15 protein-coding genes and 1 riboswitch are annotated in these 17,895 nt (G+C 40.0%); of the genes, 8 read left to right on the plus strand and 7 right to left on the minus strand.

Translation table 11 applies throughout. The features are described from left to right. Nucleotides 1-16 precede the first annotated feature (16 nt). The 4 genes from ACP8HI_RS16100 to ACP8HI_RS16115 are packed head-to-tail and all read right to left on the minus strand — an operon-like array spanning nucleotide 17 to nucleotide 5,078. Complete coding sequence (locus tag ACP8HI_RS16100; protein ID WP_438347220.1) at nucleotides 17-1,648, minus strand: putative polysaccharide biosynthesis protein; 1,632 nt, start codon at nucleotides 1,646-1,648, stop codon at nucleotides 17-19. 60 nt (nucleotides 1,649-1,708) lie between these two features. Beyond that, entirely contained in the window at nucleotides 1,709-2,194 is a 486-nt protein-coding gene (locus tag ACP8HI_RS16105) for a DUF456 domain-containing protein (RefSeq protein ID WP_438347221.1), read from the minus strand. Further along, complete coding sequence (locus ACP8HI_RS16110; RefSeq protein WP_438347222.1) at nucleotides 2,191-2,949, minus strand: Cof-type HAD-IIB family hydrolase; 759 nt, start codon at nucleotides 2,947-2,949, stop codon at nucleotides 2,191-2,193. The genes ACP8HI_RS16105 and ACP8HI_RS16110 overlap by 4 nt, the downstream gene beginning before the upstream one ends. 56 nt (nucleotides 2,950-3,005) lie before the next feature. After that, nucleotides 3,006-5,078, minus strand: a complete 2,073-nt coding sequence (locus ACP8HI_RS16115) for a peptidoglycan D,D-transpeptidase FtsI family protein (protein WP_438347223.1) — start codon at nucleotides 5,076-5,078, stop codon at nucleotides 3,006-3,008. Nucleotides 5,079-5,289: 211 nt separating this feature from the next. Here ACP8HI_RS16115 and ACP8HI_RS16120 point away from each other — a divergent pair, with 211 nt between their 5' ends. The 6 genes from ACP8HI_RS16120 (at nucleotide 5,290) to queF (ending at nucleotide 9,262) form a co-directional block, all read left to right on the plus strand. Continuing rightward, nucleotides 5,290-5,721: a hypothetical protein gene (locus ACP8HI_RS16120; RefSeq protein WP_438347224.1), complete on the plus strand. Its 432-nt coding sequence runs from the start codon at nucleotides 5,290-5,292 to the stop codon at nucleotides 5,719-5,721. A 33-nt stretch (nucleotides 5,722-5,754) separates the two neighbouring features. Then, nucleotides 5,755-6,459, plus strand: coding sequence for an AIM24 family protein (locus tag ACP8HI_RS16125; protein ID WP_438347225.1), 705 nt, complete (start codon nucleotides 5,755-5,757; stop codon nucleotides 6,457-6,459). A gap of 128 nt (nucleotides 6,460-6,587) precedes the next feature. Continuing rightward, nucleotides 6,588-6,631, plus strand: a riboswitch (PreQ1 riboswitch). A 114-nt stretch (nucleotides 6,632-6,745) separates the two neighbouring features. Further along, nucleotides 6,746-7,429, plus strand: a complete 684-nt coding sequence (gene queC / locus ACP8HI_RS16130; RefSeq protein WP_438351859.1) for a 7-cyano-7-deazaguanine synthase QueC — start codon at nucleotides 6,746-6,748, stop codon at nucleotides 7,427-7,429. Continuing rightward, the gene (queD, locus tag ACP8HI_RS16135) at nucleotides 7,426-7,935 is read left to right on the plus strand and encodes a 6-carboxytetrahydropterin synthase QueD (protein WP_438347226.1); all 510 of its coding nucleotides are present in this window, start codon (nucleotides 7,426-7,428) and stop codon (nucleotides 7,933-7,935) included. The genes queC and queD overlap by 4 nt, the downstream gene beginning before the upstream one ends. Beyond that, nucleotides 7,932-8,678, plus strand: a complete 747-nt coding sequence (gene queE, locus ACP8HI_RS16140; RefSeq protein ID WP_438347227.1) for a 7-carboxy-7-deazaguanine synthase QueE — start codon at nucleotides 7,932-7,934, stop codon at nucleotides 8,676-8,678. The genes queD and queE overlap by 4 nt, the downstream gene beginning before the upstream one ends. A gap of 86 nt (nucleotides 8,679-8,764) precedes the next feature. Beyond that, nucleotides 8,765-9,262 carry a preQ(1) synthase gene (gene queF / locus ACP8HI_RS16145; RefSeq protein WP_438347228.1) on the plus strand — a complete coding sequence of 166 codons (498 nt, stop codon included), beginning with the start codon at nucleotides 8,765-8,767 and terminating at the stop codon, nucleotides 9,260-9,262. A 131-nt stretch (nucleotides 9,263-9,393) separates the two neighbouring features. On the opposite strand, the gene ACP8HI_RS16150 is transcribed toward queF, so the two are convergent. Then, entirely contained in the window at nucleotides 9,394-11,310 is a 1,917-nt protein-coding gene (locus ACP8HI_RS16150; RefSeq protein WP_438347229.1) for an ATP-binding protein, read from the minus strand. A 200-nt stretch (nucleotides 11,311-11,510) separates the two neighbouring features. Here ACP8HI_RS16150 and ACP8HI_RS16155 point away from each other — a divergent pair, with 200 nt between their 5' ends. Both ACP8HI_RS16155 and ACP8HI_RS16160 read left to right on the plus strand, forming a co-directional pair. Next, nucleotides 11,511-12,440, plus strand: coding sequence for a hypothetical protein (locus ACP8HI_RS16155; protein WP_438347230.1), 930 nt, complete (start codon nucleotides 11,511-11,513; stop codon nucleotides 12,438-12,440). 71 nt (nucleotides 12,441-12,511) lie between these two features. Beyond that, nucleotides 12,512-12,751 carry an NHLP leader peptide family RiPP precursor gene (locus ACP8HI_RS16160; protein WP_438347231.1) on the plus strand — a complete coding sequence of 80 codons (240 nt, stop codon included), beginning with the start codon at nucleotides 12,512-12,514 and terminating at the stop codon, nucleotides 12,749-12,751. A gap of 79 nt (nucleotides 12,752-12,830) precedes the next feature. Here the strand turns inward: ACP8HI_RS16160 and ACP8HI_RS16165 are convergent, their stop codons facing one another. Together ACP8HI_RS16165 and ACP8HI_RS16170 are read right to left on the minus strand one after the other, a co-directional pair. After that, the gene (locus ACP8HI_RS16165; RefSeq protein ID WP_438347232.1) at nucleotides 12,831-14,639 is read right to left on the minus strand and encodes an ATP-binding protein; all 1,809 of its coding nucleotides are present in this window, start codon (nucleotides 14,637-14,639) and stop codon (nucleotides 12,831-12,833) included. Nucleotides 14,640-15,355: 716 nt separating this feature from the next. Continuing rightward, on the minus strand, nucleotides 15,356-17,791 hold the full coding sequence (locus tag ACP8HI_RS16170) for a GH36-type glycosyl hydrolase domain-containing protein (protein WP_438347233.1): 2,436 nt from the start codon (nucleotides 17,789-17,791) through the stop codon (nucleotides 15,356-15,358). Between the last annotated feature and the right edge of the window lie 104 nt (nucleotides 17,792-17,895).

Genomic DNA, 17,895 nt, shown 5'->3' on the forward strand with positions numbered 1-17,895 from the left:
TATGGAACTCCCACTGTTAGTCGTTCGCACGATTACGAATACGTTTCGGTTGCAGACGCATAAGTGGTGCGAATACCTTCTGTAACATACGGGGGTAGCTGGATAATTCATCTTGACGTAGAACCCCAAGTACAATAAGCAGAACCAAGTAAATAACAACGACAGCGACTCCTACAACTAAACAGGTGACTAGATAAGCTAATCTATCTGGCATAATATGTACAAGTTGGATTCCTACTTGATTCAGTCCATACCCCGCTCCAGCGGACATAATAATCGTTATCATGAAGCTAATCCAGCGCTTTCCAAGTATGGTGAAAGGCACAATCACCTTAAGAAGTCTAAGATTAAGAAGCGTAATCACTAAGAAACAAAGCCCCGTTGCTGCGATAATACCATAGATTCCAAAGAATGGAGCTAGAGCGTAACTGGCTGCAAGCTTCACAACAACACCAATCATAACGTTGACCATCGATACTCTCGCTTTACTCACGCCGAGTAATATCGAATTGGAGGTCATCATCGTAATCTGAAATATCGTCCCTAAAGTAAGTAACATAATGATCCCACTGCCATCTAAATCTGTAAATAAAAGACCATTAACAGAATACGCTGCCACACACAGTGCGATAACCATCGGCATACCGGTTAGAATGGCAATTCTCATCGCCAATGTAATTTGTTGTTTAAGATATGACTGATCCTTTCGAGCGAATGCCGCTGATATGATTGGAATCAGTGATGTACTAAGCGCTATAGCTAGTATTGGTGGAATACCGGCTACTGGCTGTGCCCGACTTCCGAGAATAGCTAGAACTTGAGTTGCGTAAGTATCCCCTGACTGACCGATTAGCAACTCTTTGATAATAGAAGTATCAATAAAGTTCACGGCCGGAACAGCTAACGAGGTTAATACAATAGGTATCGATAATGTGAATATATCTTTATAAATACGCAACATAGGAAGCGACGAACCCTGACCCTCTTGAAGGTTAAGTGTGCGGTCCTGTCTACGTATTTTAATTGTAAAATATAACATAACCCCAAATGCCCCAATACTACCGAACACGCCGCCAAACGATGCGCCGGCAGCAACCAAACTGTCATCGTAATCCATTCGTAGCAAAATATACGCCAGTATGAGTGCCGTTCCGACTCTCGCCATTTGTTCTACAATTTGTGAGAGACCACCAGCCATCATATTGTTGCGGCCTTGGAAATATCCACGCATCATAGCAATGGTAGGAAACAGCAGAAGTGCAGGTGCTAAAGTACGAATAGCAAGGGTCGCTTCAGGTGTGTGAGTGCTGGCAGCGTAATACGGTGCACCCACATACAGGATCACAGTCATGAGAACCCCCATGACAGCAGAGAAGATTAAGGCTGCATGATATATTCTCTGTGCCTCATGTGGTTTCTCCAATGCGTAACGCTCGGATACCATCTTACTCAGTGTACTTGGAATTCCAGCGGTTGCTACCGTTAATAACATCAAATAAATGTTATTGGAAATCGTAAATGATGCATTCCCTACATCGCCTAACATATGCTGCAAAGGTACGCGCTGCGCCAAACCGAGAACGCGTGCGATCAAGGCAGCAGCAGCTAGAATAAGTGTGCCTTTAACAAAAGATTCTTTCTTTACCAAACCCGTTCCCCTACTTTCTCACGACAAGACAGCTCCGATTGCGAGCATTACATACGTTCATTAATATACGATGATCCAAATAAAGAAGATGATAACCATGGCAATTTGCAGGATGATCTTCATGACCATACTGCTAAATAGCCCCACTAATGAGCCAACACCTACTTTTGCAGACTTCGATACATTTGAACCCGATAGAAGTTCACCGATAAATGCACCTAGAAACGGACCAATAATGAGACCGAAAGCTGGAATCACAAATGGGCCAATGATGACTCCGATCGTGCTGAGAATGACTGATTTACGTGAGCCCCCAAACTTTTTAGTCCCCCACGCACCTACAACATAATCAGCAACAAATAATACGACCACAATTAACGTCTGAATGATCCAGAACCATACTCCAAAAGAGTCAAAATTAAAGAACCAACCATATACAAAGAACGCTAAATAAATGGCAAGTGCACCCGGGAGAATAGGATATATCGCTCCGGCAAGTCCTACAATAAACAAAACAATAATCAAACTCCACCCGAGTATGGTCATTTACCGTTTAGCCCCTCAAAAATAACATTTTTAATGACTTCCACAATCCCATCATCATTATTGCTCGCTACGACAATATCTGCTTCATCCTGCACATGTTGCTGTGCATTCCCCATCGCCACTCCTAATCCACATTGCTGAATTGCAGCCAAATCATTCAAACTATCGCCAACAGCAATCACTTCAGACATATCAATATGAAGTATCTTACATACTTCCGCAATCCCAGTGGCCTTATTGACTCCTTGAGGATTAATTTCAAGGTTAAATGGAGATGAGTTCGTTATCTCAAGACCATCCATGTCTTGTAGCTTCATAAGAATACGATGTAGAATATCGCTGTCTTCCGTGTAGTAACCGAATTTCAGCCACTCGTTATCTTCTAGCGGCTGCGTAATCCAATGTTCCTTGTTATAAATATTGTGAACTGAATATGCCCAGAACCAAGTATCCATCTCCATGGCGATTTCATGTAGCTCCTTGAGCCTTTGAACGTCAAGTAAAGAACGTCGATGAAGCTTATGTGGAGCACTCCAGACCTCACCTCCGTTAACCGTAACCATCGGGGTATCAAGGCCTAATTGTTCCGCATAAGGAAGGGCACTTGCGAAGGCTCTCCCTGTTGAAAGACAAACATGCACCCCATGTTCAGTCGCCCGTCTTATCCATTTTATCGTTTCTGATGAAATATTCTCTTCATCATTCAAGAGTGTACCATCCATATCCAGTGCCAATAATTTATACTTTGTGTTCATGGTGAGCTCCTCCTGTCAGAATACCCCAATATCTACATTGTGCTATAGAATGGTCATTATTGCGGAATATCATCAACTGCAACATCCTTCTTTGGTTTAGGTATTCCATCTAATCCATAAACCTCATCATAAGCATCAAATATTAGTCGTGCGATCGGAGCCGCACTGCTCGATCCAAATCCGCCCTCAGGAATCATCACAGCGACAGCTAATACCGGATTTTCTCGTGGCGCATAAGCGATGAATACGCCGTTATCCACTGACTTAGGACCAACTGTCTGCGTTGATGTACCTGTTTTCCGAGCAAAGTCGTATCCGAAGTTGTCAAAAGCGGACACTTTACTATTCATACCTTTCTTCACTACATTCCAATATGATTTATCGAAATTATCACCATTATTAACAACATTTAATACTTCAGGACCGAACTCTTGAACAATATTTCCATCACTATCGGTGATTTTACTAACGAGCTGTGGCTTCAATCGTTGACCTTCATTAGCAAGTGTTGCTGTAAATTGAGCAAGCTGTAGCGTTGTATACTTCCCGCCTTGACCGAATGATGCAAATGCCATAGCAGACTGGGTACTTCCCGCCGCTTTCACATCAACATACTCACGCCACCCTCTGTATTCACCAGGTAGACCACTCCCCGTCACAACGCCAAGTCCGAATTCCTTCATATATACATCCCATTTATCGATGGCGCCCGCTCCATACTTACTAACGAGAGGTTTACCTACCATATCCACCATAAAGGCATTCGAAGATTTCTCTATCGCTTTCGCTGGATCCATAGCACCATAGACAGTTCCACCTGAGTTTTGAACTCGTGCCTGATGACCTACTTTACCGAAATAGGCTGCACCTTTATCATAATACGTATAGTTCTTTGTGAAGAAGCGTTCATTTAATCCAATTAACACAGACAATGGTTTAATCGTAGAGCCCAAAAGGACAACAGATTCAGGATGAGTTCCTTTTTTACCAGGATTAAAAGAACGAATCGTTCCATTCTGGTAAATATATTCAACCTTCCCAGACCAATCTTCTGATGAAATGTTACCCGAACTCCACACATTTGTATCATAGTCCGGCATACTTGCCATAGCGACGACATTACCCGTCTTCACTTCCATAGCTACCGCGAAGCCAGTGGTCGCATCCTTATGAAGTCTCCCAGATACAGGATTCTTATGTAACCAATCTAATTGATCCATAATGGCTTGCTCAGTCTTCACTTGAATCTCCTTATTAATCGTTGACCACACATCATGTCCTTTTTCCGGAGGTACAATCTCGTCGATACCTTCAGGCATGTTACGTGGATCAACCGGTATCTTCAGATAACCGTTCTTACCTCGAAGTTCATCTTGATACATCAATTCTAAGCCATCAAACCCAACGAACTCGGATTCTCCATACATGAGTCCCGGGTCAGTCTGTGTACCATTCTTCATCTCTTCATTAATATTTTGATATTTGTCTAACGTTTTGGATCTTTTGAAATCTTTGATGTAGCCAATCGTTTGAACAGCAACGGTGTCCAGATCATATTGTCGTTCATTCTCCTCAATAACACTTATTCCTTGAAATTCAGTCTTATGTTCCATGAAATAAGCATTCTCTGCTTCATTAATCCCCATCTTAATACGTCTAGGAATAAATCCGAAATTCAATTTATTATTCAAATCCATCGCCGCTAGGACATCTTCTTTCGTTAAGTTCTCACCATCAGAATCACCAAATTCCGCGAATGCTGCTGCAATACCCTCAGCCAGTTTCTCTATTTCCGGATAGTTATCTCGTTTCTCCCCATCCGGTTTATCACTATAATTACTCTGCAAAGTAATATATAAAGATTGAACTGGTTTAGAATACGCCAGTTTTACACCCGTAGCATCTAAAATATTTCCGCGTGCAGGAGCGATGGGCACATTCTTCACATCTCTACTTGTTTCTTCACCTTTTAACGTAGGTCCTTCCACAAATTGCAATATGGCTAAGCGTACGATAATGACACAAAATATAAGGAATGTGCTGAAGAAAAACAAATTAATCCTCAGGTTAAAACTATTCTTATGTTTAGGCGATTCTTCCTGCACCCGATCCGGCACGTAGTCACTCACGGATTCATCCTCCTTTAGCTTTACCCTACTTAAAAGTAGTTCATTTACACGAAAAAATGTCTTTCTTATTCTAACATAAATTAAAGCCACCTACACCTTTACCATGTTCTTCATCTCAAGTCATAAATATGACGAATCAAACATAATGTATTTTCTTCTAACTTAGATTAATATAGATGTAGACAAAGTAGATTATTCAGGTGGTGAATATATGAAGTTGCGAATTCTCCTTTATAGATTCAGTAAAACTACAGTTATCATCCTTTTCCTATGTGTTTCTGTCTCTCTTCTACCCCAAAAGACATATGCAAATTACTTTACAGATTTCTATGACGGATTGGGGATATTCTCTGAGCTTCCAGCTCAGATGAATGAGTTAAAGAAAAGCTACGAGCAGACTTATAATGATCTAAATGATGCCAGAGCGAGCATTGAAGCATATGAACAACAAACTGCGCAGCTTATGGAACAGAATCGCCAGCTTACAGAGACGGTTCAACTATTGAAAGAATCAGAGATAGCACGTCAGAATCGATTCTCTCAAATAAAAAACATAGTCATTTGGGCAATTGCTCTAGCGGCAGGCTATTTCGTTCTTATTCGTACGGTCCGATTCGTGATGAGGCGCTCAAATAAGTGGTAGGTCTATTTAACTTCTGCCTAGGAGGTTTATCCCATGGATATACAAATCAATCATCCCAGTAATACTCCCATTGGACAAGCAGTCACCTTTTCCCTTGCGGAGGGAGATCTCATCCATATACTTCACCCCGAACAGATCGTTTCCTATCGTGGACCTTCTAACGGGCGTAGCGATCGTTTCATGAATGTGAATCGCATGTACCGCAAGGGCAAGTTAATACAATCTGACATGAGTGGTCCATCTCAATTTGTCGCAGCGCTGCCTCCTGGTTTTGCAATGAAGTCTGTGGAAATACAGAATGGTAGCGATCTACTGTATGATTTCCGCAGTCTTTTTTTCTATAGCGATGGCATTACTATGCAGACACGTGTGTTACAAATCAAGAATATGCTGGTCACCCGCGATGTAATAAAAGTTAAATTCGCTGGTACTGGAACCCTCGGCATCCTCACTCAAGGACCCGTTTGTCAAACCGAGCTTCATCCTACAGAACCTGTATATATCGATGCCGGAAGTCTAGTCGCCTATCCTGAGAATGCCAAGCTTGAGTTAACCGTATACGGAAACACACTCGCCAGCCAGCACATGAGCTATCACTGGAAGATGACTGGGCTTGGTTCCGTTCTCTTCCAGGCAGGTCGTCAAAACCATCGTTTGGAAAAAGACTGGGCTAATGATGGATTCATCAAGCGTGTACTTAGAGAAATCATCCCGTTTGGAGGTATTTTCATTAAGTAGTAGATTGGCAAATGAATTCTGACATAAGTTAACAACATGATTATTTACTGCTTCCATGTTATAATGATGCCGTTCTAAGCTTACAGTTTAAACGTTAGAACAATTGAAGATAATCCATGCTGATCCGCATGGAAGAGGTTCGCGAACTCCCTCTATAAAAAACTATTTACCTTATTCATTTGATTAAGATTTTTTTAATCAACTAAGGCTTTTTTTTGAGTTGGAATACAGTTCATGAATCTCCTATTCTTCTATGAATTTAAAGAAGATTGCGAGGTTTTTTGTGATGATTAAGGACAAAGCAGTCGTCGTATTCAGCGGCGGCCAAGACAGTACAACATGCTTATTTTGGGCCAAAAAAAATTATAGTGAGGTAGAAACCATTACCTTCGACTATGGCCAGCGTCATAAATTAGAGATTGAGTGCGCAGCAAGTATTGCAGCTGATCTAGGTGTCAAGCAGACCGTGCTCGATATGAGTCTCCTGAGCCAACTTGCTCCAAACGCACTAACTCGTCACGATGTTGATATCACTCACGAAGAAGGTCAGCTTCCTAACACCACCGTAGATGGCCGTAACTTGCTATTTCTAAGTTTCGCAGCGATCGTTGCGAAACAGATTGGTGCGAGACATTTAATTACTGGTGTTTGCGAGACTGATTTCAGTGGCTATCCTGACTGTAGAGACGTGTTCATTAAATCTCTCAATGTCACCCTTAATCTATCTATGGATTATAATTTTGTAGTTCATACCCCCCTCATGTGGCTGAACAAGGCAGAAACATGGCAAATGTCTGACGAATTAGGTGCATTCGACTATATTCGAAATCGTACATTAACTTGTTATAACGGTATCATTGGTGATGGCTGCGGAGAATGTCCAGCATGTAAGCTGCGTAAGGCAGGCCTTGATCAGTATTTAGCTGTACGCAACGATTCTGCATCACTCAAAGGTGGTGCTGAAGGATGACTCGTACACCAGGAGAATTTCGTATCGTAGATACTCTTCAGCGCTTCGAAGATGACATTCAACGTGACGAGCTCAGGTACCACAACAAAAGAGTACTGGTCAGTAAAGAATTCACTTTCGATGCTGCTCACCATTTACATGCCTATGAAGGAAAATGTAAAAATCTACATGGGCATACGTATACAGCCGTCTTTGGAATTAGCGGTGTCCCGAATGATATTGGATTAACGATTGATTTCGGAGAAATTAAGGACATTTGGAAGGAACGTATCGAACCCTTTCTTGACCATCGCTATCTGAATGAGACTTTACCAAAGATGAATACAACAGCTGAGAATATGGTCGTCTGGTTGTTCGAGCAAATGGAAGATGCCTTGCAAAACTCCAATCAATTTAATGATCAGAACGATATAAATCACTCTAGAAAGACCCGTACAGAGTTTGTAAGACTCTATGAAACACCCACAAGCTTTGCCGAAGCAAGACGGGAGTGGATGATCGGATGAGTAACTCTACGATAAATCGTCCAATTCCCGTTCTTGAAATATTCGGACCTACCGTCCAAGGCGAAGGGATGGTTATCGGGAGAAAGACGATGTTCGTTCGCACGGCTGGCTGTGATTATCGTTGCTCATGGTGTGACTCAAGCTTTACTTGGGATGGTAGTGGAAAAGAACACATCAGGCTCCTTACGCCTGAACTGATCTGGGATGAACTCACCCAAGTTGGTGGAGACCGATTCTCCCATGTCACGCTGTCCGGAGGCAATCCTGCCTTACTTCCGCAACTTGGTGGATTAATTCAATTGTTACACGAACGGAACATCACAGTAGCCGTTGAAACACAAGGCTCCAAATGGCAGGATTGGCTTGCTGACGTTGACGAAGTGACATTGTCTCCTAAGCCCCCAAGTTCTGGCATGAGTACGGAATGGGGAATATTGGATGTTGTTATGAATAACTTAAAGTCTCGTCCTTCAGCTCTTTCCCACAGTCTAAAGGTGGTTGTTTTTAACGAGGATGATCTTGATTATGCTGTTAAAGTTCATCTTCGCTATCCAGATGCTCCTATGTATCTGCAAGTAGGAAACGACGATGTGCACACGATGGACTCAGCTCACCTCACCTCCACCTTATTGCAGCGCTATGAATGGCTTATTGATAAAGTGATGGAATCCTCCATTCTGAATGATGTGCGGGTATTACCTCAGCTTCATACGTTAGTGTGGGGGAATAAACGAGGCGTTTAATTTCACTATAAATTTAGAATGGATTAGCCCAGTGCGACAGGACTAATCCATTCTAATCACTAAACCATAAAGGAGAATCATATATTATGTCAGGAAGACAACAGAATGAAATGAAAGACATCACGCTACTAGGAAATCAGGGCACGAAGTATGTTACAGAGTATGATCCCTCCATTCTAGAGAGCTTCGACAACAAGCATCCCTACCGTGATTACTTCGTTAAATTCAACTGCCCGGAGTTCACAAGCTTATGCCCTATTACAGGACAACCAGATTTCGCTGCAATCTATATTAGTTATATCCCCCATATTAAGATGGTAGAAAGTAAGTCACTTAAGCTATACCTATTCAGCTTCCGCAATCATGGAGATTTCCATGAAGACTGCATGAATATTATTATGAATGATCTCATTGCATTGATGGATCCCAAGTACATTGAAGTATGGGGAAAATTCACGCCACGTGGTGGAATTTCTATCGACCCCTACTGCAATTATGGACGCCCAGAAACGAAATATGAGGAAATGGCACAGCACCGTCTCATGAATCACGACATGTATCCAGAGAAAATAGATAATAGATAGATTACTTTGGATAAAAAGCATGCCGTCTTAGCTTGTTCAGAATGGTGACCCGTAAAATAATTACTTTGAGATAAGTACCCATTTTACGGGTCGTTTATAACGCTATTCTCCACTCAACCCATGGAACTCAACTATATATTGTCGTCATTGATGCCCACTGGGAATCGAATGACAACCTCTGTTCCGATCCCTTTTTCACTTGTAAACATAATGCTACCCTTCATTGCTTCTATGATCCTGAACGTCACCATTAGACCGAGACCAGTTCCTCTAGTTTTGTTAGAATAGTACGGTTCTCCCAAACGCTTAATTTCGTCTACTTCCATACCTTCTCCATTATCATAGATGTGGATAACAATCTGTTCTGTATCTTGATAAGCCCATATTCTAATAATTCCATCTTCACCCAATGCCTCAATGCTGTTCTTAATCATATTAATAAACGCTTGTTTGAATTTAGATATATTTCCACGAATCATCAATCCAGACGGAATATCAATCTGCACGCGCCCTCCTTGATAGTTAGCCAGAGGTAAAAGAATACCTTCTATATGCTTAAATTCTACGAATATATCCAGCAGAGTGACCTGTTCGATCTCAGGTTTCGCAAATGTCAGAAAGTCTGTAATAATTTCGGACGCTCTATCTAACTCCTCAAGCGCAAGCTTCAGATAACCCTTCTCTTTGTCCTTAGATTTCTCCTCCAGCAATTGAAGGAATCCCCTTGTGACTTGCAATGGATTTCTTACTTCATGCGCTACAGAAGCTGCTAGTTCACTAATAATATCCATCTTCTCAGAGCGCTGTAGTTCATTATTAAACCGTTCGAGTTCCTTAGAATACTCAATCACTCGAATATGATTTATCGCTAATTTTCTTCCGAGCACTGCAATGAGTGAAATCAGAAATCCGATCAGACCCCATTTCCATAGAAACACTTCATAATTTCCATGTTGCATATAAAACCATATGAACTCTGCTACAACCACAATTGAGAATATGGAAAATCCCAAAGCTATAATTCCAGCGTCTTTATTACCCTTAATGGCGTAGTATATGGCATGAATCATCAATATCATAGCTTGAATTATAATGAGTATACCTAAAATCGACACGGAGACAACATAATAAGCTTCGTATAGTTCATTATCTCGAAACATATTGATCAACATAAAGCCAAAACAAAACAGGGAGTAGATCATCTGAAATTTACGTAACTTACGAATAGATCCACCATAACCCTTACCAATCATAGATTCAAATATGTAGGTCAGACCTGGTAAAAAGGTAAATAGAGCTATATCAAATAGGGTGGTGTATAAGGTACCATACTCTCCGTAATGGGTATACAAAAAAGGCGAATATGTAATGATTAATATACCTATCGAAAATAACACAACATTTAGTGGGACCCATTCAGCTATTTGGGCCTTTCTTAAGAATATGGTACAAATAAGCATAACTATCGCTATAAAAATAATAGAACTTCCTAAAATAATATCTATCAAGTTTTTCGCGTTGAAACGCTGGAGTAGTGTCTGATAGTCTCCGACTAAAATCTCCTCAGCCATACCTAGACGATTATTCTGTGCATGCAAGATCATAACTATCTCTTTACCTTCATCCTGGGGATTTAACGGCAAAAGAATCGTATTCAAATCATACATATAGGTTCTATTGTCCTTATACACTATTTCATTGTCTAGATATATATGGACCTGATTCGCATAAAGCTTATTAATGAATATAGCTGGAGTCTTGATTCCAAATGCCGGGAGTCTAAATTTGATCCACAAAACATCACTTAGATGCTCACGATTTGAAATACTCAGATTTGAGTCACGCCAAGTCCAGGATTTTAAGGGATGAACAGCATTTATATTCTTTATCGATTCTCTATCACTCTGATCCCAATAGTATTGCCATTCCGTAATTGGAGTGGAATAATGCCTTGGCTCCTCTTGAGGAAATGCATAGATCGTATTAAAAGATGTACCAACAATCATCATAAATATAACAACAAACACACTTCTTATACCCCACTTCATAAACGCACCTCAACGTAAAATAAATAGTACTCTCTCTTCGTTTATTTTTCAGTATTATTCAAAATTCGACAGCCTTCGTTACTTCCCTCTAAAAAAATACAAATTATTGAAATAATTTATTTATTTTTTCAGTATAACTGATTTCCACATAGGTTTACCTCAATAACTGTGATAAAATACTTGAAAAAGGGAGTGATTCTATGAAATGGTATAAAGATTTCGAGAATGATATAGCCCATATTTTTATGACTTCACAACGCGTAATAGAGAATTTCCCACCACCACTAAATCACAAAGGTTTAACTTACTTAAGTAAATTTGATGCCCGACAAGAGGATAGTGCAAAGAACTATATCTGTTACCTACTACCTTTCTGGTTAAAGGAAATGACTCATCTAAAGAAAGAAGATTGTGTCGCATTATCTGTTGGTAATGTATTCGCCATGCTCTATTACTTCATTCAGGATGATATCATGGATAGTAAAGACAACTTAGATCGAGATCAAATACCACTTGCAAATTTACTTCATATGCATTTCCAAGAAATCTACAGAAGCCTTTTCACTTCCACTTCCCCATTCTGGACATACTTTCAACAATACATAATAGATTGGTCAGACAGTGTTTCTAATGAGATTCAGCAGGATTATTTCCACACGGATTTAGCTATGATGGCCAATAAAGCAGCCCCCCTTAAGCTGTCTAGTACAGGTGCTCTATTACTATCAGGGCAGCCTGACCTTGTGTCACCCATATCAGATATGATCAATCATGTCCTCATTACTTTACAAATGGCTGATGACTGGATTGATTGGCAGGAAGATTATAAGGAAAACAACTATAACGGATTACTATCTATGATTAAAGCGGAGAATGATACAGGGGAACCTATAACCATCGGATATATTAAAAATGCTATCTTTGTCCATGGTGTAATGAAGCGTTATACAGAAATCGCCATTCGCAATCACGCTTATATTCAACAGTTAGACTTAATGCTTCCTTACCTTTTATCCTTTCACGAAACACTCGTTAATGACTTGATTAAAGATGCTGAACTGATTGAGGATGAGAAAATACTGCAAATAAATGGTGGCTTACATTACTGGTTATCAAAAAATATTAAATAATGATAGATTTATTTCACTTCCCATGTTATCCTTATAAAGTAAGTATTAACCAATTTGAAAGGGTGATTCTAATGGCGCAACAGGCTCTCCTTCAAACACAAGTCATTAACAAGGCATGGGAAGATCCAAGCTTCAAAGCACTTCTCTTAACAGATCCTAAGAAAGCAATCAAAGATGTACTTGGCATTATGATTCCGGAACATATTAAGCTCAGAACAGTGGAAGAATCATCAGATGTATTCTATCTAGTGCTCCCTTCTAGTCCATCTAGCAATAACCCAGATAACACTCAAACAAAAGCAAAGTGGTAATTATTTATCACCTACTTCATAGATTACTGCTAAGGGGTTGGGAACGTGGCACTATCTTATGTTCCCATCCATTATGGATTCACTCCAGGATGGATGGGAACGTAATGATCGCCTCTGTCCCAACCCCTTTCTGACTTTTATAATGAATTTCCCCCTGCATAACTTCAATAATTCGAAAACTCACCATTAATCCTAATCCAGTACCTTTCGTTTTATTCGAGAAATAGGGCTCTCCCAATCTTAATAGTTCCTCCTGATCCATTCCTTCACCATTATCTTGAATATGGACTGACACAACTGAATGATCTTGATAAGCCCATATTCTAATATTTCCCTCTCCTTCCCAAGCCTCAATACTATTCTTAATTAAATTGATAAGAGCCTGCTTAAACTTAGATGAATTTCCCTTGATCGTAAGATCAGGAGGTATCTCTACTTGGATCTCTCCTCCAGATAAATTAGCAAGTGGTAAAAGAATACCTTCAATATGTTTCAGTTCATCACGAACATTCAGCTCCGTTGTCCGGTCAAATCCAGGCTTAGCAAATATCAGAAAATCAGTAATGATATTCGATGCACGATCCAGTTCATCAAGTGCCAGTGCCAAATACTCTCGATCCTTCTGTTGTTCATACCTTTCCATTAATAATTGTAAGAATCCTCTCGTAACCTGTAACGGATTTCTAACTTCATGTGCAACAGAAGCTGCTAGCTCACTAATAATCTCGATTTTTTCAGAGCGTTGTAGTTCATTATTGAATAATTCTAATTCCTTAGAATATTGAACAACTTGATCGTGATTAGCAGCGAATCTCCTTCCACTAACAATAATGAGCACTACAATAAATGCGACAACGCCCCATTTCCAAGCAAAAAAGGTATAGTTTCCCGATCTAGAATAGAACTGTACCATTTCAATTAAAGCAGTACCTGCAATAAACGTGAATCCAATGGATAGAATTAAGGCATCCTTATTGCCTTTAACGACATAAACAATCGAAGTAATCACCAATAATAAACATTGAACGATAATCGTGTACCCTAGAATTTCGACAGAAACAAAGTAATAGATTTCATAATACTTGTCTATCCAAAACTGATTCATTAACAAAAACATAAAACAAATAATAGAGTACCCAACCTGGAATCTTCGAAAGTGCTTCATAATAGAACGGTATCCACTACCAAACGTTTCCTCAAAGAAAAACGTTAATGATGGCAGCAAAACAAACAATGCACAATCAAACGCGATATCAAATAACTTCTCATTTCTTCCAAATGAAATATATAAATAAGAAGAATAGGTCATCAGTAAAATACCTATAGAGAAAATAACGGCTGACAAGGAAAACCACATCGATAAAAATTCTTTTCTTAGAAACGTGGAGCAAATCAACATTATTACCGATACAAAAATAAACGAGCTACCAAGAATAACATCAATCAGATCCTGATTAACAAAGCTCGAAATCCGTTCAGAGAAATTCCCAAGCACTTGCCTATCCTGAATGCCTACTTTTCCATTGTCTATTGCAGTCCCTGCATACATTAATTCGTTAGAATTATTCGTTTTCATAGGATTAATAGCCCTGTTCACTTTATAGTCATACATCCTCTGTGATTCGTATAATGGTGAATCGCTTGTATTAACAATAGTATTATGTCCATAAACTTTGTTAACAAATAATGCTGGGGCACTCCAACCCATCTCAGATAGCTGTATCTTATACCATAGGGCCAAGTCCACCTGTGAACCCCATTTGTTCTGCCATTCTGTAATTGTCATTGTTTTTTCTTGCTGAACTTTTCCATTATTGGTTGAGATAAGAACTAACGAGATCATTATCAAGACAATAATAACAGCCTTTATTTTAGGTACAAACTTCATCTCTAAGTAGCACCTCAATAGTAAGATTTAGATTACAGTTACGGATAATAATATTGAATAATCTATATATTCTACCTATTGACGCTATAAACCTTCTATAATAAGTAATATTTTAAAAATTAAGTGAATCAATCAATAAGAAATGTGAAATGAATTTCAATAAATAAAGGCGACTTTCCATTCCTTTCTGAATGAAAAGTCGCCTTTATTTATGTTCTTCTCTGTCCTTTCTACTTCATAAGCGTCAATATTCTTTTTAGATTAACAGCAAATATGGTCCGCTTTACAAACGTACATTCCTGCGTCTTTATTGAACTCAAATTCATCTTTCTTTTCTACAACCTGAATCACTTTGGGAGATCTCTGATTGTAACGTGCTTTCGAATGGGAGGAACTGCATTGCGGCCGTTATCGAGACGAGATTATTCATTTGTCGCAGCATATGTCTTACGCTACGACTATATCGTAAATCGCTATGTATGGACTTAGAGTAAAAGATGGTTAATTTAAAATCATCGTGAATACCTGTCTGAATTTGATACCTTTATTATACGAAAAACAGGCATCAATCGCACCAATAAATAGTGTGAATGATGCCTGTAAACCAAAATCCATACTTATAGACAACTAGAAATCAGGTTCGAAGCAGCGAAGATGACGGAATTGCCCTGAAGAAGCGTAAGCCATGATCTATTTCAAATAGAACTATATTATGTTCATCCTAATACAACTTCCACTTTGTGCATCTTTCCATCCCCAATGACTGACAGTACATTACCCTCGATAGGTTTACCATCCACAGTCATAGAGGCTACACCTTTGGACACATGGTTTGGATTGGCTATGTTAATCACAAAGGTATCTCCACGGAAGACACGTGTGATACTAAATCCATCCCAAGCTGTTGGGATACATGGGTTCACTCTAAGTCCATCGAATTCTGGTTGAATCCCGAGTATGGATTGTGTGATTGCCACAAAGTTCCATGCTGCTGTACCCGTTAACCATGAGTTCTTCGCTTCACCTTCACGCACCGCATCTTTACCCGCAATCATTTGCGAATAGACATATGGCTCTGTTCGGTGAATATCACTGATCTCTTCCAAATAGGCAGGTGCAATCTTAGTGTAAAGTTCAAATGCACGGTCTCCGCGACCAATGGTCGTCTCAGCCATCATAATCCATGGATTATTGTGGCAGAATATGCCTGCATTTTCTTTGTATCCTGGCGGATACGAGGAAATTTCACCAAGATTAATATAGTATTTGGAATAAGGTGGGTTTTGTAGAACGATACCATATTTCGTATCTAGTCTTTCTTCAACCGCATCCAAAGCTTTCTTCGCTAAACCTTCTTCAACACCAATTCCGGCCATGACACAGAATCCTTGTGGCTCAATAAAGATTTGTCCCTCTTCATTCTCTTTACTTCCCACCTTGTTACCGAAATGATCATAAGCACGCAAGAACCATTCACCATCAAACCCATGCTCAAGTGTTGTTGAAGTCATTGTATCGATATGTTTCTGCGCGGAATTAGCTTCTTCTTCCAGCCCTCTGCGTTTACATAATTCCACAAAATCTGGTCCAGTGAATACAAACAGACCCGCGATAAATACAGATTCTGCTACGCGTCCTTCCAAGTTCTGAGTCGTTTGGTAGGGTTCATCGGGTACGTTGGAGAAACAGTTCAAGTTCAAGCAATCATTCCAATCTGCACGGCCAATGAGTGGTAATCCATGTGGCCCGAGATTCTCAATGACGTGGTAAAAAGAACGTTTCAAGTGTTCGAATAAGCTTGCTGTATTATTCGGATTACTGTCGAAAGGAACCTCTTCATCCAGAATGCTGAAATCTCCGGTTTCCTTAATATAGGCAGCTGTTCCGAGGATCAACCATAATGGGTCGTCGTTGAACCCACCACCGATTTCGTTATTACCTTGTTTCGTTAATGGCTGGTATTGATGATATGCTCCGCCATCCTCGAATTGAGTTGAGGCAATATCGATGATTCGCTCTTTCGCCCGTTCTGGAATTTGGTGTACAAATCCAAGTAAATCCTGATTGGAGTCACGGAAGCCCATACCACGGCCAATACCGGATTCAAAGTAAGAAGCTGAACGTGACATATTGAAGGTAACCATACATTGATATGGATTCCAAATATTAACCATACGATCCAACTTGTCGTCCCCACTATTTACCGTATATTTAGATAGAAGATCATTCCAGTAAGCTTGAAGCTCATCCATTGCTCTGTCCACGTCTGATTCATTCGCAAATTGCTGTATCATCGCTTCAGCACGCGTTTTATTGATAACATCCAGTGCTTCCCATTTCTCTTCCTCTGGGTTCTCTACATACCCCAATATGAAGTTGTAACTAATTTCCTCTCCTGGTGCAAGTTCAATCTCCATACAATGTGAAGCAATCGGTGACCAACCACTTGCAACAGAATTGGATGATTGGCCAGCAGCAACGACTTGTGGGTTATCTAGACCATTATATAGACCAAGGAATGATTCACGATCCGTGTCGAATCCATCCATCGGCCGGTTCGCGGAGAAGAAAGCAAAGTGATTACGACGTTCGCGATACTCTGTCTTATGATAAATGACAGAATCCTTCACTTCTACCTCACCTGTATTTAGATTACGTTGGAAGTTCGTCATATCGTCATATGCATTCCACAAACAGAACTCTACAAATGAGAACAATTTCACTTTCTTCGTTGCATCTGATGTATTGGACACAGTCACTTTATGAACTTCACCGTTATAATTCAAAGGGACTAGTGCTAATTGTTTAACGCGAATTCCATTTCTTTCACCCGTAATAGAGGTATAACCGAGACCGTGACGGCATTCATAGAAATCGAGTTCTCTCTTGACGGGCATCCAACCTGGAGTCCAGAAATCACCTTCATCATAGAGGTAGAAGTAACGACCACCATTATCTACTGGAATGTTATTGTAACGGTAACGAGTCAATCTCCGAAGCCGAGCATCACGATAGAAGGAATATCCACCCGCCGTATTGGACATCAAACCGAAAAACTTCTCATTACCAAGATAGTTGATCCAAGGATACGGGGTTTGGGGCGTGTTAATGACATACTCTTTGTTCTTATCATCGAAAGATCCGTACTTCATTTACAAAACTCCTCTCAATTTTAAATATCTATGAACGCGCGTTTAATTCGCGTTGGATGAACCCCTATGACGGGGACACCTTAGAATAAAGTCGTGAAATGGCT

Source organism: Paenibacillus sp. FA6, assembly GCF_051550225.1.
In the GTDB taxonomy this organism is placed as follows: Bacteria; Bacillota; Bacilli; order Paenibacillales; family Paenibacillaceae; genus Paenibacillus_AQ.